Annotated in this window: 19 protein-coding genes; 16 read left to right on the top strand and 3 right to left on the bottom strand. The window is 54.2% G+C overall.

Going from position 1 to position 19,367, the window contains the following annotated elements; genetic code table 11:
• The first annotated feature begins 93 nt into the window (after window positions 1-93).
• Window positions 94-3,330, top strand: coding sequence for a conjugal transfer mating pair stabilization protein TraN (gene traN / locus ACSSNI_RS21775; protein ID WP_173425593.1), 3,237 nt, complete (start codon window positions 94-96; stop codon window positions 3,328-3,330).
• 28 nt (window positions 3,331-3,358) lie between these two features.
• Here the strand turns inward: traN and ACSSNI_RS21770 are convergent, their stop codons facing one another.
• From ACSSNI_RS21770 to ACSSNI_RS21760, 3 genes are all read right to left on the bottom strand, one after another.
• A complete protein-coding gene (locus ACSSNI_RS21770; RefSeq protein ID WP_448260267.1) occupies window positions 3,359-4,216 on the bottom strand; it encodes a hypothetical protein in 858 nt (285 codons plus the stop codon).
• Window positions 4,217-4,369: 153 nt separating this feature from the next.
• Complete coding sequence (locus ACSSNI_RS21765; RefSeq protein WP_448260265.1) at window positions 4,370-5,173, bottom strand: DsbA family protein; 804 nt, start codon at window positions 5,171-5,173, stop codon at window positions 4,370-4,372.
• A gap of 5 nt (window positions 5,174-5,178) precedes the next feature.
• Complete coding sequence (locus ACSSNI_RS21760) at window positions 5,179-5,763, bottom strand: hypothetical protein (RefSeq protein ID WP_073865946.1); 585 nt, start codon at window positions 5,761-5,763, stop codon at window positions 5,179-5,181.
• Window positions 5,764-6,167: 404 nt separating this feature from the next.
• On the opposite strand from ACSSNI_RS21760, the gene ACSSNI_RS21755 reads away from it, so the two are divergent.
• From ACSSNI_RS21755 to ACSSNI_RS21685, 15 genes are all read left to right on the top strand, one after another.
• Entirely contained in the window at window positions 6,168-6,677 is a 510-nt protein-coding gene (locus tag ACSSNI_RS21755; protein ID WP_448260262.1) for a single-stranded DNA-binding protein, read from the top strand.
• 74 nt (window positions 6,678-6,751) lie between these two features.
• Window positions 6,752-7,837: a RecT family recombinase gene (locus tag ACSSNI_RS21750; protein WP_019406482.1), complete on the top strand. Its 1,086-nt coding sequence runs from the start codon at window positions 6,752-6,754 to the stop codon at window positions 7,835-7,837.
• 378 nt (window positions 7,838-8,215) lie between these two features.
• A complete protein-coding gene (locus ACSSNI_RS21745; protein ID WP_019406481.1) occupies window positions 8,216-8,845 on the top strand; it encodes a hypothetical protein in 630 nt (209 codons plus the stop codon).
• Between the two features lie 189 nt (window positions 8,846-9,034).
• The gene (locus ACSSNI_RS21740; protein ID WP_181121887.1) at window positions 9,035-9,619 is read left to right on the top strand and encodes a hypothetical protein; all 585 of its coding nucleotides are present in this window, start codon (window positions 9,035-9,037) and stop codon (window positions 9,617-9,619) included.
• Entirely contained in the window at window positions 9,616-9,876 is a 261-nt protein-coding gene (locus ACSSNI_RS21735) for a hypothetical protein (RefSeq protein WP_019406479.1), read from the top strand. Before ACSSNI_RS21740 ends, ACSSNI_RS21735 begins: the two co-directional genes overlap by 4 nt.
• A 119-nt stretch (window positions 9,877-9,995) precedes the next feature.
• Complete coding sequence (locus tag ACSSNI_RS21730) at window positions 9,996-10,586, top strand: hypothetical protein (RefSeq protein ID WP_019406478.1); 591 nt, start codon at window positions 9,996-9,998, stop codon at window positions 10,584-10,586.
• A 5-nt stretch (window positions 10,587-10,591) separates the two neighbouring features.
• A complete protein-coding gene (locus ACSSNI_RS21725; RefSeq protein ID WP_019406477.1) occupies window positions 10,592-11,626 on the top strand; it encodes a lambda-exonuclease family protein in 1,035 nt (344 codons plus the stop codon).
• Window positions 11,627-11,741: 115 nt separating this feature from the next.
• A complete protein-coding gene (gene mobH / locus ACSSNI_RS21720; protein WP_019406476.1) occupies window positions 11,742-14,141 on the top strand; it encodes a MobH family relaxase in 2,400 nt (799 codons plus the stop codon).
• Window positions 14,141-15,976 carry a conjugative transfer system coupling protein TraD gene (gene traD, locus ACSSNI_RS21715; protein ID WP_026012500.1) on the top strand — a complete coding sequence of 612 codons (1,836 nt, stop codon included), beginning with the start codon at window positions 14,141-14,143 and terminating at the stop codon, window positions 15,974-15,976. The genes mobH and traD overlap by 1 nt, the downstream gene beginning before the upstream one ends.
• Window positions 15,977-15,986: 10 nt before the next feature.
• Window positions 15,987-16,343 carry a hypothetical protein gene (locus tag ACSSNI_RS21710; protein ID WP_125878293.1) on the top strand — a complete coding sequence of 119 codons (357 nt, stop codon included), beginning with the start codon at window positions 15,987-15,989 and terminating at the stop codon, window positions 16,341-16,343.
• The gene (locus ACSSNI_RS21705; protein WP_063542325.1) at window positions 16,336-16,986 is read left to right on the top strand and encodes an IncC plasmid conjugative DNA transfer DtrJ family protein; all 651 of its coding nucleotides are present in this window, start codon (window positions 16,336-16,338) and stop codon (window positions 16,984-16,986) included. The genes ACSSNI_RS21710 and ACSSNI_RS21705 overlap by 8 nt, the downstream gene beginning before the upstream one ends.
• An 85-nt stretch (window positions 16,987-17,071) precedes the next feature.
• Window positions 17,072-17,845: a DsbA family protein gene (locus ACSSNI_RS21700; protein ID WP_019406472.1), complete on the top strand. Its 774-nt coding sequence runs from the start codon at window positions 17,072-17,074 to the stop codon at window positions 17,843-17,845.
• Window positions 17,842-18,132, top strand: a complete 291-nt coding sequence (gene traL / locus ACSSNI_RS21695) for a type IV conjugative transfer system protein TraL (RefSeq protein ID WP_019406471.1) — start codon at window positions 17,842-17,844, stop codon at window positions 18,130-18,132. Before ACSSNI_RS21700 ends, traL begins: the two co-directional genes overlap by 4 nt.
• Window positions 18,132-18,767 carry a TraE/TraK family type IV conjugative transfer system protein gene (locus tag ACSSNI_RS21690; protein ID WP_019406470.1) on the top strand — a complete coding sequence of 212 codons (636 nt, stop codon included), beginning with the start codon at window positions 18,132-18,134 and terminating at the stop codon, window positions 18,765-18,767. Before traL ends, ACSSNI_RS21690 begins: the two co-directional genes overlap by 1 nt.
• Window positions 18,760-19,245: an SEL1-like repeat protein gene (locus ACSSNI_RS21685; protein ID WP_019406469.1), complete on the top strand. Its 486-nt coding sequence runs from the start codon at window positions 18,760-18,762 to the stop codon at window positions 19,243-19,245. The genes ACSSNI_RS21690 and ACSSNI_RS21685 overlap by 8 nt, the downstream gene beginning before the upstream one ends.
• The last annotated feature ends 122 nt before the right edge of the window (window positions 19,246-19,367 follow it).

Genomic DNA, 19,367 nt, shown 5'->3' with positions numbered 1-19,367 from the left:
CTCTAGCATCTTGGTACTCACCTTCACCAGGTAGCACCTATGCGACCCAGCTTCAAACATGCCCTCCGACGCTTGGCTGTTGGCGGCATCATCATGGTTCAGCTCAATACGGTTGCCTTCAAGGCGTGGGCCGATTCCATTGCTGCCAGCGCCACGCTAGGCAATCAGACCGCTCAAATGGGCATTCAGATGCTCGATCCTTCTGCGGCGCAGAAGACGCTTCAGGATCTGTTCCCTGACCTCCAAGGCGGCGGTACCGCGTCCTTGGAAGAGGTGTATGGAGACGACTCGGGCACTCTTGACGCTGGCATCCAGGCCAACACACGGCTGAGAAGTGAGTCGTCGATGGATGGCGAGGCATACAGGATTCTGGTTGATAGCGGCAAACGGCCTGCTGTGGATCTTTCGAATGATCCAATGTTTAACCAGACGGACGAGATTCGATCTAATGATTTCATGCAAGGTTTCAAAGAGAACTTTGCAGACTGCTCCAGAAAAGACGTTTTTGAAGAACGCCAGGCTACGTCTCACATCTCTGATTACCGCACCTGTGAGCGCGTAGCAAACGAAGGCGGCAATGTGACCTTCAAGCATGACTATTCGCTAGGAGTTGTCGAGTATGTTTCGGGCCAGCCAAACTACCAGTCATGCGGCAGAGGTTGCCTATATGTATGGGTGGGCACCGTTGGTAACGATTACTGGGGCGGTAAATGCGCGATCTACGAGGAATACACACGCTTCAGGGTTATCAATAAAGATGCCATCCTGTCTGCGGTTGTTGAACAAGCTACGTTCGATGACTACTTTCAGATCTACTTCAATGACTCTCTTCTATGGACCCACACGCCGGGCGTATTCCCTCCCGAGACGGCGGGCGCGTGCGAGAGAAGTACCAGTTGGAGAGTAAGTCCCAACAAGGATGTCACGAACGAACTAAAGCAAGACTCGGACGTAATTACATTCAAAACACGCACGTCAGTCACAGGTCGGGGCGAAGGCTATGCACGCATTCGCATTAATTACGATCCAGCAAAAGCGATCATTGACAATGGTTGGGGGCCTGAAGAGCGCCTTCCACTCCTCAAGATGATTAACGATGGTTTCTGCAAAGAGAGCAGCGTTGTTTGCACTAAAGCGCCGGCAGTAGATGCGTCTGGCTGCATTAGTGAGAATGGTGTGGTTGCATGCCAAGCAGACATGCAGCCATCCCCTCATCCCGACCTAGACCCCTTCTGCAGGGAAGCGGAAGTGACAGCTGACTGTTCTTTCTTCAAAGGGGATCTTGCCTGCTACATTGATGCCAATGGCAAAGAGCAATGCCCTGAGAACGGGGGGGATTCATGTGTTGTAAATCATGAAATAGAACTTCGCTCAACTGGTTTGGTGGGCAAATTCGCTGCTAATGGGCGGAATATAGCCAGGGGAGAATTTGATTTCGTCGCAGGCACATGGAAAGCTCTACCTGGCTCTGATGGGACAGTATTCAATGGCAGTGTAGCAAAGGTCGATTACGATGCAGTGTGTGCTAATGATGAAGGATACGTACAGTTATCAGATGCTGATGTTTGGGCTGAGCATGGGCTTGGCGGGCAACTCGACACGTCAGTAAGCCACAATGTAATTACGTATCCGACATGCGCAAATGGACTTAAAGCTGTTGTTGAAATAAGGGATCAGCAAGGTGGTGATGATGGTGGTAAGTACGATCTTTCAGGTACGTTTACCTTTCGACATTCTAAGCTGGTCAAAGATGTATGGTCACCGCAAAGTTGCATAGATCAGGGTCAAGCTGTACTGGAAGGTAAGTGCAGCTCGGGGCAGATTACAGTCACCAAAGGTGTTCAGCATGAAGGAGAGTGCGCAACCATTTCAGGCATAAATATTTGTCCTGGTAATCCACTTTATGAACAAATCTCGGCGAGCCCATTGGGTACGTCAAGACTTGCAGAGCAGGTCCGTGTGCAGGGTTGCGGTGTAATCGAAGAAAACCTGGACACCTGTGAGCAGTACGAGAAAGACCCCAACTGCGGTTTCATCTCCCAGAGCTGTATTAAGGGGGCTTCTGGGGAGTCGGGAGGATGCTACGCCTACGAGGAGATATGGGACTGCGGCTATGACACCAGCTATCCCACGGTAGTCAATACCGGCACTCAGATCGAATGTCCTGGCGGCGCTAGGTGCATGGGAAGCGAGTGCTTCGACACCTCGAACCAGAAAAGCGGTGACTTTGCATACGCCGTCGCAATGCTCCAAGTTGCCCAGTTCGCTGAGCATGATCTTGATTGCGGTGGCGACGGATCGGATATCGAGGTTGCCAACGAGTGCAAGATATTCAAAGGCGAAGCAATGGAGTGCAAGAAAGCGCTCGGTGGCTATGTCGATTGTTGTGAGGCTCCCGAAAGCGTCAGTATTTACGATTATGTGAATCTGACAATGAACACTATGAAAATGGCTAGTGCAATGGAAGCGCTATCCACGCACGGGCTTGGGGGGAGCCTGAAGTATGGTTACTGGCAAGCAGGCACGAATGCCATCACGTCCGCTGGTAGTTCAGTCATAAAGGGGCAGTGGTCAACGATAGTTGACAACGCAACTGGTGCATTCAACAAAACGCTTCAGGGCACTGTCCAGGATACGCTTGTATCTCAGGTCCAGGAATGGCTAATGCAGAAAGCCTATGACGCCATGGTTAATATGGGCGCTGAGGTAGCCGCAAATGCTGTGTTTGTTCCAGCAGAAGGCGGCGGGATGATGCTTGGCCCTCAGGCTACGATGGTCGTCAACATCATTGGCTGGGTATACATGGTTTATGTGATTGTCGATCTTCTAATTAACATTATCTGGGAATGCGAAGAAAAAGAGTTCGAGCTTGGAGCAAAAAAAGAAACAAGGCAGTGCACGTTTGTAGGAAGTTATTGTGCCTCAGAAGCTCTTGGCTCTTGTGTTGAGAAACGAGAAAGCTACTGTTGCTATGGTTCGGTTGTAGGCCGAATCGTTCAAGAAGCTGCGCATGACCAGCTTGGTATTGAGTACGGTGATGTTGAAAATCCAAGTTGTGAAGGCATTACTCCTGACCAGATGGCCCTTATGGATTGGAGTAAAGTAGACATGTCGGAATGGATAGGCATGCTGAACATTGCAGGCCACCTTCCAACAGTGAACACGGTTTCACTTGAACAAGTTACAGGGAGTGGTAGCAGCCTTACGATATCTGAGGGGAACGTTCGGCAAAACTCGCTTAGTCGTAACGAAAAGCGGTTGGACGGATTTGATGCTGAAGCGGTCAAGAAAATGGAGGAAGACATAGCTAGGGGCGCAGTCCCCCAGTAAGTAAAAGGCCCCATCAGGGGCCTTTCGTTTATTTACCAATGAAGTAGTTTGGCGTTCCGCTTCTCAGCACTGCAGGCGGCAATTTATCGGACTTTGACCGTGTGGCCGATGTGACATAAATCAAAAACCAATCAGGCAGAGCTGCGGACAGCGCGACTGTGTTAGCCCGACTTTCGTGGATATTCCGAAACCCTGATGAATTGATAATGGATTCCTCAGTAACCTTGTGACCGACGATATGGATAGGACCATAGGATTTCGGTGCGGAAATGAATGCTGGACTATCTTTCGCCTCTTCTGAGAACAGCACTAAATTCGAAGCCTTTGGCATTTTGCCACCAAATGATCGGCTATCCGACTCGGGATATGCTGTAGCGATAAGTTCCTGAGGAAGCTGCTTTTGGAAAACGGCGGCCCTCGATTTATTGAACTCATTTAAGGCAACCTGCACAGCTGCTTCCGGGGAGGAGGCCAGATCTGATGGGACCCATGCAACGACCTGCGGCAATTGAGCTGGCTGTGTAGGTCCGCCCCCAAGAAGCAAAAGTCCCAGGCCGACCCCGGCTACAGCGCCTCCGCTCATTCCCGATGGCGGCGCCACGGCACCTACGCCATAGGTAGCAGCATCGAGCACTCCCGTGCTGTTTCCACCTTCGGCCGGTTGTGAGGATGCATCGCCCATCATTTCGCGTGGCACGTCACGCATGCCAGAAATCTGCATGGCATTCATGTAGACCATTGCGTCGGACCACTTCGCTTTGGGTGTAGCAGCCGGGTCCGGCAACTGATCGAAGGTAACGGTATTGCCTGGTGATGAGCACCCTACCAAGGCGGTGAGGGCCGCAGTCATCGCGAGTGTCAGTTTGATTTTGCTGCAGTGAATCATGTCCGCTGTCCTTCCTGATTAAGTTATTCAAGGCTACCAGTGACGGCCGTGTTGCCAAATTCTTGGCTTTGGCGCGTCAACTCCGCAGCTGGTAGCGGCCCACAAAAAACCCCGCTTTGATGCGGGGCTCTGTTGTCGTCGGCGCTGGACTATTCAGTCTTTTCCTGGCTGGGCCAGCGATGCTGGCTGATTTCGCTGCTCTACCAGCTGGCCTATGGCTTGGAGCAATGCTTTCGCAGGCTGGGCGCCTTTGACCAGGATCTTCTGGCCATTGGTGTTGTCCACGACGACTGTTGCAGGCGTGCCCGTCACGCCCATAGCGGTACCGCGATCCATCTGATCCTGGATCTTCTGCTTGAACTTGCCGCTGGCCATGCATGCATCAAATGCCTTCGAGTCTGCGCCGACTTCTCGTGCCAACCGACCGAAATCATCAATGCCTTGGCCGTTCATAGCGCTGCGCTCGAACCATTGCCCGGTGAATGCCCAGAAAGCCTGGTTGCCCGCAATTTCGCTGACACACTCTGCCGCGTGTGCAGCCTTTGCGGCCGTGGGGTTGTGGAACTGCAGCGGGTAATGCTGCCACTCCCAGTTGATCTTGCCACCGGCCTGCTCAACGAGTGACTTAGGTGTGTCATGGAAGCGTTTACAGAAGGGGCACTCCAGATCGCTGAACTCCACAAGGGTGAACTCGGCGTCTGCCTTACCGTAGATGTTGCGGCCTTTGACCTCGATGTCTGAGGCGGCAGACCATTGCGAAAGGATCTGTAGCTTGGCAGCCGCGACCTCGGCCTGTTCTTTCGCGTCAAGTGCAGCGGCGACGCCAGCCGGCAACTGCTCAGCTATCGCTTGGTTGATCGCATGCTCGGTGTACATGACGCTGGCGCCGAGGGCGGCCACTGCGAAAAGCGCGGAAAGACCTACGGTCAAAGGGAGTCGGTTTTTTGAGCTGGGCATGGGGTTCACTTTGAGAGGCTGTTGAAGGTCGGTTGTAGACGAAGTGGTACGTCCTTGGGTGTGCCATGCACTAGAACTTCCCACTCTTCGTAGGTGAGGCGTTCTGCGCCGCTGCAGAGCTTGTTGCGAACGCGGATATAGTCACTGACCGATCCGGTGCTGTTCGCCAGTGTCACGATCTGAGTTACGTCTGCGGGACCACTGGGCGTCATAACGCGGACGTGATCAGGCGTTTGATTCTCCTCCGGTTGATCCAGGCAGGTTCCAGACCGTAGCGCCGGTGGTACAGCGATGCTGGCTGTAACCTCTTGCGCGATGTTCTGCAGCTCTGGGTGCAACTTGCCAGCGCGTGTATCCAGCTCATCCGGGCTGCCGAGTACGGGTTGATAGGACGGCTTTCTCAGTGCTGCCCCTCCACGGCCGGAGTGCCCCCAGCTGGTGTGGTGACCGCGTAGATCCGGCTCGTACTGCTGGACCTCAAATGGGGTGCCTGTATAAGGCTCGGGTGCGGGCTCTTTGCTAGAGCAGCCTGAGAGCATGCCGAGGGCTGCGGTGATTGCCAGCGGTATGCGCAGTCGAGAGAAATGCATCGGTTGAACCTCGATCCGGGGGATGAGGTATTTTGTGGGAACCAGATCGCGATGAGGCGGCTAAACCTACACGATTCTTGTAAGATAAAAAAATTCTAAGATCGTGGCATACCCTCTTGCGCATTAGCGCGATTGGGGGCATGCTTTCGCCAAGCCTTAATGGCAATAACCTCAGAAAGCGCAGCTTCACTCTCGCGCCTTGGGCCACGAGCCTGTCAAGATTCTCCAAATTAAGTCGTTCTGCATGTGCAGATCGATTTAGTCATGCACTTCGGTGCATGGTCGGCAAGTTGGCCGTCTGTCAAATACAACCTAACTAATTGAAATGAAAACCTTTCGGGGCAGCGATATTCCCCGTCAGGGGTTTACGTCGCCCTGTGTTTTACTCTGAATGGAGAATAATCATGGCTCGTGGCGTAAACAAAGTAATCCTTATCGGCAATGTTGGCGGTGATCCTGAAACTCGCTACATGCCCAACGGGAATGCGGTTACCAATATCACATTGGCAACTACCGATAGCTGGAAGGACAAACAGTCTGGTCAGCTTCAAGAAAGAACCGAGTGGCACCGTGTTGTGCTATTTGGGAAGGTTGCTGAGATTGCCGGTGAGTACCTTCGTAAGGGCTCGCAGTGCTATATCGAAGGCAGACTACAAACCCGCGAATGGGAGAAGGATGGAGTCAAGCGTTATACCACTGAGATTGTGGTTGATATGCAAGGCACCATGCAGCTCCTTGGCGGTAAGCAGGCAGATAACGGTGGTGATGGTGCTCCTCGCTCTAGCGGGAGGAATCAAGCACAGCGTTCTCCGCAGCAACCCAACCGTCAACCGACTCAAGCGCCGACTTCTGATCCGCATTACGATTCGTTTGACGATGACATCCCCTTGCGCCCATTAGCCGAGTTCTTCTGAACATCATCTAACGGGTCAATCAGTTGCAAATAAATACGCGCCTTCGGGCGCGTTTTTGTTCAGGGGGTTTCATAATGTCTAGTGCTAACTATCAAAACGCTGTAGCCGTAATTGCAAAGCAAGAGGATAAGTTTCTTGAGTTGGTGAAGGCAGCAAAAACAGATGTCGTGTTCAAGCAAGAGATGCTTTATGCAGCTCAAGCCATGATGAACAATGACTACCTGTGCACTGTCGCTATCAACAATCCGCTGTCTCTTCGCAATGCATTTGGCCAAGTGGCCGCCTGTGGCCTAACGCTGAACCCTGCAAGGGGTTTGTGCTACCTGGTGCCACGGGACGGGCAAGTGGTTCTGGATGTGTCATACAAAGGCATGATCAAAACCGCTGTAAATGACGGCGCAATACGTGACTGTATTGTTGAGTTGGTCTACTCGAATGATCAGTTTAAGTACAAGGGTAAGCGTCATAGCCCTGTGCATGAATTCGATCCGTTCGACACTGAAGAGCGCGGCGAATTCCGTGGTGTCTATGTGGAAGTAACCCTGCCTGATGGCCGGGTCCATGTGGAAGCTGTAACAGCCAAGGAGATCTACAAAGCGCGTGATGCAAGTGATTTGTGGAAGCGCAAGAAGAAAGGCCCTTGGGTTGACTTCGAAACTTCCATGTTCAAAAAAACCGGCATCAAAATCGCTAAGAAATACTGGCCCCAAGTCGGCGAAAAACTCGACACGGTTATTCAGTATCTCAACACAACGGCAGGGGAGGGGTTTGCATCTCATGATGTCCCGATCTCTGTTGTAGAGCGTTATATGGGTGCAGCTGAAGTAGTCGATGAAGCCCAGCCACTCCCGACCTCGAATGAGGTTGAAGAGCAGGTGCCGGCATCTGAGACAACGCAAGTTGAGCCTGAAGATGCTCAAGCTCAGGTCGCAGAACCGCTGGAAGGCGAAGTGCTTCAGGCTTCAAATGATGAGAGCCAGGCACCTGTAGATCTACCTCCCAAAGTCCTGAAAAAGACTCAAGCGGTGGTCAATCGGGCGCGTGAATCGCAAGGCTGGAAAGCTGCGCGTGATTATGTAAGTGCGTGGCCTGCTGAGGCTCGTGATTACGCTCTGCGACTCCTGTCTGCAGCGGAATACCAAGCTGCTCAGGGTGAGTGACGATGGTTCATCTGTCGATTAGATCCCTGTTAGAAGGCAATACCTTCTGCAGCCAGACACGATCAGAAGTGTTCAGAAAGGGAGAAGAGGTTTTTCACCCCAATGTCCAGCTTCTGGAAAAGACTGGCTACAGAAACAAAATCTGCTCCGAGTGTCTTGCGATTTGGGATAACCCGGAGTCTCCAACCAACCCTGTGCAGGGCATCCCTTTGCACAGGGCTGCTGCTGGCAATAAATGAGGAAACTGAGATGGCTGAGATTATTATCAACCTGATCATGCTGTTCTTTAACTAAGAACAGCGAACTCACAATAAACCCTGACGGGGCACCTGCCCCTCAGGGGTTAGTTGCCTTCGTCGTACTGAAAAGGAAAACGAAATGGCAACTGCTAACTCAAGCTGCATCATCAAACTCGTCCATGACCATGACGCAGAAAGTCCGCGTGAATGGGACAACCTAGGATCGATGGTATGCGCTCATCGGCGCTATCGTTTGGGTGATGAGAATGGGGCTGCGAAAGCATTGGAAGTGATCTACAAGCACCTGTCTGATAAGCAGCTGGGGCAGATCGATTTCAATGCCAATCACATCCCAGATGTTGAGCGTGCGCTGGAGATGACGGGGCAAGCAATTATGCTTCCACTTTATCTTTATGATCACTCTGGCATCACAATGAAAACCTCCCCTTTTAGCTGTCGATGGGACAGTGGCAAGGTTGGCTTTATCTTTGTGTCTAAAGATAAAGCCCGCTCCGAGCTTGGTTGGAAACATCTCACGAAGCCGCGCATTGAGAAGCTGGAAACATATCTGGACGGAGAGGTCGAATCATACGATCAATACCTGACGGGGAATGTTTGGGGGTATCAAGTGATCGAGGATGACGAAGTTGTTGATAGCTGCTGGGGATTCTTTGGTAGCGATCCAATGACAAATGGCGTTCTGGATCATCTAAGTAATCAGCATCAGGCAATGATACAGGCTGGCAATTATCAGCGTGTCTATTCCTGAGTTTAAATAACCCATCTGACTGCGTATAAGTTGATCAGATAAATCTAACCCTGTAGGGACTTTCCCTACAGGGGATTGCTCCGTTTCAGGGATGAAAAGGAGAAATTAAAATGCGTACTTACATACTCGCTATGTGCGATATGCGTACCAAGCGTTACACCCGCTTTCAGTGCCAAGCCAACAGCTTCAATGAAGCAGTTGAAAAGGCCCAGAAGACTCTCAATGGGGGCTTTCCTGGGTTTGCAATGGGTGCTGCAAATGGAGGTCGCCATGCGTCCTTCAACGGTTGAATCGCTTAAAGAGTCTCTTGCCATCTGGCAGGAGCTTGAAGCTGGTGATCTGGCTCAGCGCAGCCTGGTCACTGAAATGGCCGGAGAGATCCAGAGGAAGATTCTTTCCCTGGAATCCCTACTGGGACTGTACGCGGTGCACGGGCTTGGGTTGACGCTCAAGCACTGCCGGACTGACTCGTGGGGGATTCTTTCCGAAGATTCTTCCGAGCCCGGACGGTACCGCTGGACGATGTTCGGCAAGGATGGTTTCACGGGTCATTGCACCCAGGACACCGCCGAGCTGTGCATTGGCGACATGCTCGATGATGGCTTCATGATCCCTGACATGGGAGCGCTGGAGCGATTGTCTTGCACAACTGAATGGCAGCGCGGGATGGAAGTTTGCGCAGTGATTCAGGCCTGCAATGCAGGCCGGATGAGCTGGCAGGAAGCGAACGACCGTTATGCCGAAATTGACCAGCGATACAGGAGCGCCGCATGAGCTACATGGCGATCCTCAAGCTGGTTCCTTCTGGCCGAAATATCGCCGTGTTTGGCCCCACCCCGCAAATTTGCGGTCAACGGCTGTTCAACCAGCTCCTGAGCTGGTACGGCGATGAAAACCGGCCTGTGAATGAGCAAACCTGCCGCCTCTTTGAGGTGGTGCAAGCAGCTCCGCACATGGAGACGAGAGTCGAAATGTTCGGTGCTAGCAAAACCAACGCTCTGCGCTTACTGCGCCAGGGCATCGCCGGCTGACGTACTGGCTGACGAACCAAACCCCCAGGGGGGCAACCCCCCTTTGGGGGTTTGCCTTTCCGGGATTTGCCCTTGGGATTTTCAACCCAGGTGGTGAAGTACCTAGAAAGGAGAATGAGATGAAAACCTTCGAAGCTGGCTGCAAGGCCTACCATGCCGCCAATAGCGAACTGGAAGCCCACTACGGCTCAGAGCAAGGGATTGAGATCCGCAATAAAGTGCCGCATGTGGATCTCAGCCTGTATCTGGACCTCAGTAACACACCACACGCCTATGCGTTGCCGGCTATTGCTGCAGCGCAGAAAGCATCACTCGATGAGCAGGGGTCTGACTTCACGAAGAAGTATGAAGCCTTCAAAAATCGTACCGAGATGCTGGTCCAGGCTCGGTATCAAGCGTTTTGTGATGCTCTTGGGCTGCTTGGCGAAGAAATGGGTGCTGAGTACGAGTTCAATACCTCAGGGCCTCTGGATCAACGCATCGCAGACGTGCTCACCAAGGGTGACTTGCTTCGCAAGACCCTCTTGGATGGGTTTGGCTATGTCGATCTCCTCGATCTTGAAAGCAGCTTCTCAAAGGGCTTTTTCACGGTGACGGGGCTGACAAAAATAAAGCTCTACAACGACCTCAAGCTTTGTTCCCAGATCCGTGAAGGCGGAATCAGGATCAGCGCTGAGGAAAGAGTACGGCTTGGCTTTCATCAGGAGTAATCAGGATGAAAGTAATCGACGTCCAACAGCGCTCTGCCGAGTGGCACGCGTGGAGAAAGGGTGGTGTCAGCGCAACCAGTTGCGCGGTCATCATGGATCAGAATCCTGACAAGACGAAGCTTCAGTTGTGGCGTGAGCTGGTTGGACTTGATACACCCCCCGATCTTGCCTGCATTCCTCAGGTAAGGCGGGGCGTCAAGTTTGAGCCGGTTGCGCTTCAGGCGTTTGAAGAGCGGTACGGTCAGCTGGGGCTCCCGATCTGCGCAGAGTCTAGCGATTACCCGTTCATGCGGGCTTCGTTCGACGGGCTTCTGGCAGGTAATGAGCCGGTGGAGATCAAGAACCTCTCCGATGACAATCATCTGGAGGTTCTGGCGCTTCGAGAGAAGAGCAAGGCGTACAGGCTCTACCGCTGGCAGCTGTTGCACCAAATGATCGTTAGCGGGGCTTCACGGGGCTACCTGTGGTGCTGGTCGCCCAAGCATGAGCCTATCTGCCTGGTGGTTGATCTCAATGAAGCTGTTGCGCAGCAGATCATTGCTGCGGAAAGGCGCTTCTGGGATATGGTCGAGTCGCTTACGCCTCCCGAGGCGGACCCGAAACGCGACCTGATGCCTCACGCAAAGATCGACCACGACCGTTGGTCAACCCTCGCAGCGGTCAGGCGAGACAAAGAGAACGCAGCTTTGGCTGCAAAAAAGGCGCTGGAAGAGCTTCAAAACGAGATAACGGTCATTGATGACCAGATTCTCGCGTTGATGGGCGATTTCAAGCGCGCAGATGCGTATGGCGTTCGTGTTATTCAGTATGAGGTTCAAGGCAGGGTCAACTGGAAGGCCGTCGCAGAGAGTGTCTGTGCCGCAATCCCAGCGGATGTTGTCGAGTACCACCGTGCTGACTCGCGCACTGCAACGCGAATCTCGGTTGATGCCGAGTTCGACGAAACCACCTATAAGCCAGAAGTCATGCCGCAACCGCGCATGGCGAAAGGCCCCGTAGACACGCAAGCACTGCTTTCCGCAGGCGTGTTCACCTTCTAACCCAGCCCGGCCTCGTGCCGGGTTTTTTTATGACCAGAATCTTGTAGGTTTAGGCCGCAAATCGCATTCGCAAACAGACATGATGCTCGGGTGAAAAGTCGGAGCATTCCTGTTCATGTTCAAGTTATTCAAGCAGCTCTTTGCGGGCAAACGCCGTCCCAGTCGGCTCATCAACCCGCCGCCCGACCCGCGTTTCGAGCACCCCGCATATAAGAACATCCCGGACGATATCCGACGCGTGCTGAGCGATCCGTCGATCCTCAGAAACCCTCCCTACCAGGAAGGCTATTACGGCCTGATCTCGGGAGAGTTCTGCATGTATGAGTTCCAGTCGCGCCTTGTAAACAAGATTGAAGCTCAGGCTGGATTGGCGCCTGATGACTACGAGGCGTACCTGAAGCCCATGTTCGTGGCGTATGCCGAGTTGGTTCACCTGCTCCCTGCCTCGGAGAATCACCACCACAACACACCAGGCGGGCTGCTGCGCCACGGCCTGGAGTGCGCGGCTTTTATGCTGGACTGGATGGTTCTGACCAAGTTCGACCACGAATTGACGCCAGGTGAAGCAAGCAAACGTCTTCGCCGCTGGTATGTGGCTGGCATCGTGGCGGCACTGTTCCATGACGCGGGTAAGCCTCTGACGGACGTTATCGTCATGTCGTTCGACGGCACGAAGAAATGGGTAATGGGCACCGAAACCATTCATGAGTGGGCGGTGGCGAATAACCTGACTCGCTACTTCATCAACTGGGAGCGCGGGCGTCAGAACAAGCACATCACGCACACCAACACTCTAATCGGAATCTACACCAGCGTTGAGCTGCGAAAGTGGCTGCTCGAAGGCGGGGCAGATATTTGGCAGGCACTATTGGACGCTGTGGCAGGCCAGCCTGGACCCTTGACCGAAGCGGTGAGGGTTGCGGACTCGCGCTCAGTAAAAGCAGACCGCGAGCGCGGTGCAGTGGCCGGCGCCAATACCAACACCGGCGTGCCGGTGCAGCGTCTGTGCGTAGATGCGATGCGACAGTTGGTCGAAGAAGGAAGCTGGACGCTCAACGAACCCGGCTCGCGGCTCTGGCTGAGCACCAAAGGACTATTCCTCGCTTGGAGCACCGGCTCCGAGGACATCATCCATCAGGTAGTCAAGGACAAGGTAGGAGGCTTCCCGCGAGCGGAAAACACCCTACTGGCTGCTATGTCCGAGTACGAGCTGTTTGAGAAAAATGCAGACGGTTCGCCCATCTGGTTCGTGGCGCCACACCCACTGCTCAAGAACGGAAAGGCGCCGTCCATCCGCTGCGTCAAATTCAAGAACCCCGACAACGTGTTCCCGTTCCTGGACGGAAACATCGCCCCGGTTTCTGTGACCATCGGCCGGGATGATAACGCCAAGGAATACCTGACCAAGGAAGACGCAATCGCGCGAAAGGAACAGGAGAAGAAAGGAACGCAGGAAGACCTTTTTGGTGCGACACCACTGCCGGCCGCCGCAGCGACTGAGAGCCCCAAGGGAAAAAATCGCCCCAAAAAGCCAGTCCCGGAGCGTACCGGCGTATCTCTGCCGCCCAACCTGGAAGAGCGAGCGCGCCTCCTCAAGCAGGGCGCACAGCAGCCGGTAGACGATGTTGCTGATCAAGCGCCCGAGCAGCAGCAGGACAATGCGCTCGATGACAACACTCTTGCCGCCATGTTGCACGAAATCAACGGCACAACACCCGATCCGGCGCCGCTTCTATGTTCAGTCAATGATGACGAGCCCACGGATGAGCAAGACCTTCACTCGGTGGAACCGGAAGAGCCGGTTCAAAAGGTAAAACTCACCTTCAACGACATGATCACCAAGAAGCCCACCAGAGTAGATAGGGGCAACGTAGGCAAGCCCAAGGCTTCGGTTGAAACCGCAACCCCAGAGCAAAGCACCGATGCACTCGATATTCCGCCAAAATTTAAGAGCCTGCTGACAGATCAGGATCGGGCTTTATTGCAACGCAACCCAGAACTTGGCAGCCGCCTTCTGCGCGTGTTCGCCGGCGACACGGCGATCAAAGAAGTTCGCAATCGGATATTCATTCCCCTGGTTGGGGAAATCACGCTGGGCGATCTGCCGGCCATCGACCGTGCAGAGTGGTTGTGGCGCGACTTCACGAGCGCTGAGGAGCAGATAACACGAACTCTAAGAGGAGTTGAAGGCTTCCTCGCAAGCATAGAAATCTCCCTGCTCTACTGCCGACTAAGCGACGCCAAGTGGCACCCCTGCTGTATCGAAACGCTACCGGCCGAGTACCGCAGTAAAGCCTTTCGGGTTGCACAGTCCTTCAAAGAAGCCGCTGCGCCGGAGCCTGGCAAAGGTGCGGATATTTACTCCGTATCGTTTTGGACCCGAGAAAAGGTTGCAGAGGCGGCAGGAGTGGATCTTGAGACTTCTGAAGCCGCGCTTTTCTATTGTCTCGAAGCCGTAAAAGTGGGCCGCGAGAAAAAATATTACTTCCAGCTGGATAGCAAGGTGAACCGCTGATGGGTGACTGGAATTATACAAACCTCTGGCGCACAAATTACGAAGCCAGGGAAGTCGGAGCCTGGGGAGCTTCAATGCTAGCCAGCACAGGGGTCCAGGTACTAACTGGCATGCCGATGATGCCGTACCTGATCACGATGGGTGTTCAGGCTGGGTTCGCCCTATCTGCACTGCCGAGGGCAGTTCGTGTCTATCGAGCGAAAAAGTCCCTTCTCGGTTCTCCATTGTCGTTTACCAGCATTGGGGACATTGCAAAGATCGTCGAGAAGCACCCCGACAGTTTTTACTACGGTCAGGCCTTTCAGTGGCGGCAGCAACACGGCCAACACGCATTTGAACTGCAATCGAGGGACATGTCTGCGGTCCTTGGAAAGAAAGGTCTGCGCGACCCGAACGTAAAAGGTAGCCGTTGGATTCATGGCCTCGGCATGGTTGAAGAAGAGGAATGCTTGCGCCCAGCGGGGATGCGAGACATCCATACCCTGGTTACCGGCACGACTGGCGCCGGGAAGACCCGCCTGTTTGACTTAGCCATTACCCAATGCATCTTGCGTGGTGAGGCCGTCATCATCATCGACCCGAAGGGTGACAAAGGGCTGGCCGAGACATGCCGGCGCACCTGTGCGCTGATGAACAAGCCGAATCGCTTTCGCTACTTTCATCCAGCATTCCCGGACGAGTCGATCCGTCTTTCGCTGACGCGCAACTATGGCAGGGCGACAGAGCTTGCATCGCGAGTCGCCGTGCTTATGGCGTCGGAGTCTGGCGATCCGTTCCAGGCATTCGCGATGATGGCGCTCAACAACGTGATCCAAGCAATGCTAATTATCGGAGAACTCCCGAGCCTGCTTAGTTTGCGCCGGACGCTAGAAGGCGACATCCCAGGCCTGACCATTCGAGTGCTCACAGCCTACGGAAGGATGGTGCGAGGGGAAAAAGTGTTTGACGCAGCGGTTGAACAGGCCTGCGCAACGGCCAAGGTGAAAAATCCTGAGGACAAAGCCAAGGCCCTGCGCAAGCTGTACTACGCGGACCTGATACACGATGCGCCGAACTCCGACCTTGAAGGGCTGCTGACGATGCTCGAACACGAGCGCGCTCACTTCAGCAAGATGATCGCCGGTTTGCTGCCGATCCTGGTCATGCTCACGGCCGGCAGGATGAGCGATCTTCTTTCGCCTGCGCATACTGTCGATGGAACGGATGCGTACCAAGACTTCAGCGACATGAATACCGTGATCAACGGTAAGCAGGTGCTCTACATGGGGCTCGACTCATTGTCGGACCCCATGGTGGGCTCTGCTCTTGGTTCGCTGGCTTTGGCAGACCTCGCATCTACTGCGGGAGAGATCTACAACCACAGGCTTCCGGTGCCGGTGAACATCTTCGTGGATGAAGCGGCCGAGGTGATCAATGACCAGCTGATCCAGCTGCTCAATAAGGGTCGCGGCGCCGGCATCAACCTGTTCATCGCAACCCAGACGATTGCGGATTTCAAGGCGCGCATGGGTGATGAATCGAAAGCCATGCAGGTGCTGGCGAACGCGAACAACATCATTTCCCTGCGGGTGCTGGACACCGACACCCAAGAATTCATCGCCAAGAAACTGCCCATGACCCGCTACAAGTACGTCATGCGCACCCAGGGCAACAGCGCCGGTGAGGGCGGTGTCATCACCGGGGGCAACCAGGGTGAGCGACTGATGGAGGAAGAGGGCGAGCTATTCCCTTCGGCACTGCTAGGCAATCTGCCTGACCTCGAATACCTGGCCATTTTCGCGGGCGGTGACGTGCGAAAAGGTCGTCTGCCAATTCTCAATTTCCAATCGAAGTAAGGGCTTGATCATGTCCATTACCCGGATCATCGAGATTCAGCGCAGCCTGCAGCTGGACGATAAGACCATGGTTATCCTGCGCAATTTCGACATTGACTGGAATTGCGGAACACGTTTCATCCTGGCGCTCATCAAAAGCGGCGTAACCGGCCGGCCGGTGGCAAACGCGCTCAGCGAGGCGCTGTTTGAGTACAAGATCATGTGCCAGCTGGGCGTCAGCGATTACGAGCGCCTGTACCACCTCTTCTACCAGCTTTTCGCCAAGCTGCAGTCGCAAGGGGTATCGGTGACCAACGACACGATCTCAAGCCTGTGTCAGCTTGCAGTAGTGCCTGATCCGATTCGGGAGCAACTGATCAATGGCTGAGGTTATTGAAGAGAAGTGGCCGAAAGGGCTCGTAGCGTCCCTTTTCTTCCTGTTCATCATGGTGCTCATGCTTGCGGTTTTTGCGCCCAACCCCATGATCGATACCGTGATGCAGAAAGAACGGCAGTGGAGCGTGTCGCTGCTGCCTCAGGACGATCTGAAGCGCATAGATGAAACCACGGCCAGCATCTACACCGCTCTGGTCATCGACTCGGGACTCAAGTACCACATATCCGGGATGTTCATGCGCAGCGGCCCCTCTACCGTGGACTCCTTTGAAGAAAAGGTGGGCTGGTGGTTTGAATACCTGGATTCACGAGGTGTGGCACTGCAGAAGATCACCTATCAGATCCTCTATCGGGCGGTGCTGATGACGTACTGGATGCCGTTCTTCGCCGTAATGGCAGTGCCGGCTATTTTCGCCGGGGTCATGCGCTGGCAGGCGAAGAGGCACGGCTTCGATTACTCATCGCCGTTCTGGAATAACAACGCGGTAAGCCTGATGGGATGGGGCGGCATCATGCTTGCGCTCAGCCTGTTGGCGCCGCTACCACTGCCTCCAATGGTGGTTTGCACAGCGCTGATCATCATTCTGCCAATCCTGCTGTCGGTCCTGATCAGAAACCTGCCCAAGCAAATCTAAACCTACAACAAACGTGTCAGATTAGAGGCCAATTTGGGCGTTGAGCAATTCACACTTTGCACAACGCCCAGATAGGTTCTGATCCATGTCCGCATCTATACCCTTGATCATCATCTCCACCGGCCTTGCTACTGCGCTAGCGGTAGGCGCTTACCAGCATTTTGAGACTGTGGGGGCACTTCAAGATCAGATTTCAGAGCTTGAGGTCGCGACTCAAAAACCTCTGACCTTTGAAGAAATGGACGAGCTGAAAAACATGTTCATCGGTGAAACGAGCAAGAGCGCTCCCAGCCAGGGGCAGGACGGTTCGGCCCCGGATAACTGGATCTATGGCAACACCAAAGCCCGCTTCACCCTGGTCGAGATGACGGATACCGAATGTCCCTACTGCAAGCAGCATTTCCCCGTTATCAAGTCGCTCATCGACTCATCTGGCGGGCATATCAACGCTGCGTTGATGCATGTGCCGGCCTTGTCTGAGGCATCCCGGCAGCAGGCGCTGGCGATTGAATGCGCCGGAGAGCAGGGTGGTTCAGAAACGGCATGGAAGTTTGCGCAGCGAGTGTTCGACACGACGAGGGGAAATGGGCAGGGAGTCGCCGCATCATTGAGCAGTTATGCAGCTGAGATGGACATCGACCGGCAGCGCTTCAGTCAATGCATGGATTCTTCGCAGGTAGTAGAGCGTGTCATCGCCGATATGGATCACGCGATTCGACTGGATATCAAGCAAACCCCCTCGACGATGGTGATCGACAACCTCACCGGCAACTCGATTGTTCTGCAGGGGGACAACTCATCCCATAAGGGCATCCTCGATGCCATGGAACAGGTCAGCAAAACAGGAGCTGCACAGTGAGTGACGAACCTACCAAGATCCCCGCGCATATCGACGAGCCGCCCTATCTGCTGTTCTGGCGTATAGACGAGGTTCTGCCCATCGGCGTTGGCCTGGTTGCCGGCATCCTGCTCGCACAGCTCACCATTTGCCTCGGCCTGGGGCTGGTCCTGGCGCGCATCTATCGTCGCTACTGTGACAACCGACCCGATGGCTATCTACTGCATGCAATCTACTGGTACATGGGAGCCATTGGCTTCAAGCGCAACCGCAGCATGCCTAACTCATACGAGCGAGATTTTATCTGATGCTTCTATCCAATCTGAAAAACTCATTCGACGGGATGCGTGGAGAAAACAAATTCCTGCGGCTGATCCTTTTTGCGATGACTGTCGCGCTGATTGCAAGCTCGTGCTCTGCCATGAAGAAAGATCAGATCATCACGGTGGTACCTCCGACGCTGACTGAGACGGCGTGGGTCAGCAAGACCCAGAGCAGCAGTGAGTACACGACCGCGTGGGCCATGTATGTAGGCATGCTGCTGGGAAACGTGACGCCTGAGAACGCAACCATTATCAAGGATGCCCTGGGGCCTATCCTCCACCCTGATATTTACCAGTCCACGATGGAAGTGCTGGACAAGCAGATATTTCAGATACGTCAGGACAGGGTGACCCTCTCGTTTGAGCCGCAGAAAGTGCTGCGCGATACCGTCAATGAGCACCGCTTCTTCATCACAGGCAACTCAGTCAGCGAAGGCCCAGCAGGTGGAAAGCGGCGATCAAACCGGACCTACGAGGTGGACCTTCAGATCAAAAACTACAAGCCAGTTATTACTTGGATAAGCACAAATACCGGCGATGCGCGAACACAGGACGTGATTGATCGTGAGGCCAAGATGGAACAGAAGCTCAAGGAACGTGAGGAGCGTCGTCGTGGCTGAAATTAGTCAGGAAGAGGGGACAGCGATGATGGAAGGTCAGTGCGAGTTGTGTCGTGAAAAAAGCAAGCCGTTTTCTCAGTGGCCCAGAAAGCAGCAGATTGCGGTAATCGTAGCGGTAACGATCTTCTTCGGAATGATCATCATCCTCCCCCCCAACAGCCCCTTTTCCGACTGGCTCCAAGAAAAATCACGAGAAGAAAAGGTTGAGCTGATCGGCCAAAGGATGAGCGTGATGGCTGACGCCGGCAGGCCGGAAGCGGTCATTTGGATGGCCCGGCATTTTCCAGATGTGCCAGAGCGGCGCAAAGCGCTCGAATCCCTGGCATCGTCCGGTCACGGTGAGGCGTTGGTGCTGCTCGCAGTGCTCACAGGCCGTACCGATCCGGCGAAGGCCCGGCGTTTCATTGCCAAAGCAGCAGAGGCTGGGAACCCTGAAGCGGTACTAGCCGTCGCACGTAACCCAGAACGCTTCAAATAGCACGTTGGGGCCAAGCCAGTGACAAGAAACCCGGCGCCTGCCGGGTTTTTTTTGGTGCGCCAGGCATGGCGCGTTGCGCGCAAGCGCAACCAGCTTGGCTGTGGTGGCCACGCTGGTGACTG

It is taken from the genome of Stutzerimonas tianxiuensis (assembly GCF_053470365.1).
This window is presented reverse-complemented; position numbering and strand designations above follow the sequence as displayed.

Coding starts and splice junctions, on each gene's coding strand:
- ACSSNI_RS21760 (WP_073865946.1), bottom strand. CDS start 5,763: ATGCATTTCTCTCGACTGCGCATACCGCTGGCAATCACCGCAGCCCTC.
- ACSSNI_RS21705 (WP_063542325.1), top strand. CDS start 16,336: ATGGCTGAGGTTATTGAAGAGAAGTGGCCGAAAGGGCTCGTAGCGTCC.
- ACSSNI_RS21735 (WP_019406479.1), top strand. CDS start 9,616: ATGAGCTACATGGCGATCCTCAAGCTGGTTCCTTCTGGCCGAAATATC.
- traD (WP_026012500.1), top strand. CDS start 14,141: ATGGGTGACTGGAATTATACAAACCTCTGGCGCACAAATTACGAAGCC.
- ACSSNI_RS21690 (WP_019406470.1), top strand. CDS start 18,132: ATGCTTCTATCCAATCTGAAAAACTCATTCGACGGGATGCGTGGAGAA.
- ACSSNI_RS21700 (WP_019406472.1), top strand. CDS start 17,072: ATGTCCGCATCTATACCCTTGATCATCATCTCCACCGGCCTTGCTACT.
- ACSSNI_RS21725 (WP_019406477.1), top strand. CDS start 10,592: ATGAAAGTAATCGACGTCCAACAGCGCTCTGCCGAGTGGCACGCGTGG.
- ACSSNI_RS21730 (WP_019406478.1), top strand. CDS start 9,996: ATGAAAACCTTCGAAGCTGGCTGCAAGGCCTACCATGCCGCCAATAGC.
- traN (WP_173425593.1), top strand. CDS start 94: ATGGTTCAGCTCAATACGGTTGCCTTCAAGGCGTGGGCCGATTCCATT.
- mobH (WP_019406476.1), top strand. CDS start 11,742: ATGTTCAAGTTATTCAAGCAGCTCTTTGCGGGCAAACGCCGTCCCAGT.
- ACSSNI_RS21740 (WP_181121887.1), top strand. CDS start 9,035: ATGAAGCAGTTGAAAAGGCCCAGAAGACTCTCAATGGGGGCTTTCCTG.
- ACSSNI_RS21745 (WP_019406481.1), top strand. CDS start 8,216: ATGGCAACTGCTAACTCAAGCTGCATCATCAAACTCGTCCATGACCAT.
- ACSSNI_RS21750 (WP_019406482.1), top strand. CDS start 6,752: ATGTCTAGTGCTAACTATCAAAACGCTGTAGCCGTAATTGCAAAGCAA.
- ACSSNI_RS21710 (WP_125878293.1), top strand. CDS start 15,987: ATGTCCATTACCCGGATCATCGAGATTCAGCGCAGCCTGCAGCTGGAC.
- ACSSNI_RS21755 (WP_448260262.1), top strand. CDS start 6,168: ATGGCTCGTGGCGTAAACAAAGTAATCCTTATCGGCAATGTTGGCGGT.
- ACSSNI_RS21765 (WP_448260265.1), bottom strand. CDS start 5,173: ATGCCCAGCTCAAAAAACCGACTCCCTTTGACCGTAGGTCTTTCCGCG.
- ACSSNI_RS21770 (WP_448260267.1), bottom strand. CDS start 4,216: ATGATTCACTGCAGCAAAATCAAACTGACACTCGCGATGACTGCGGCC.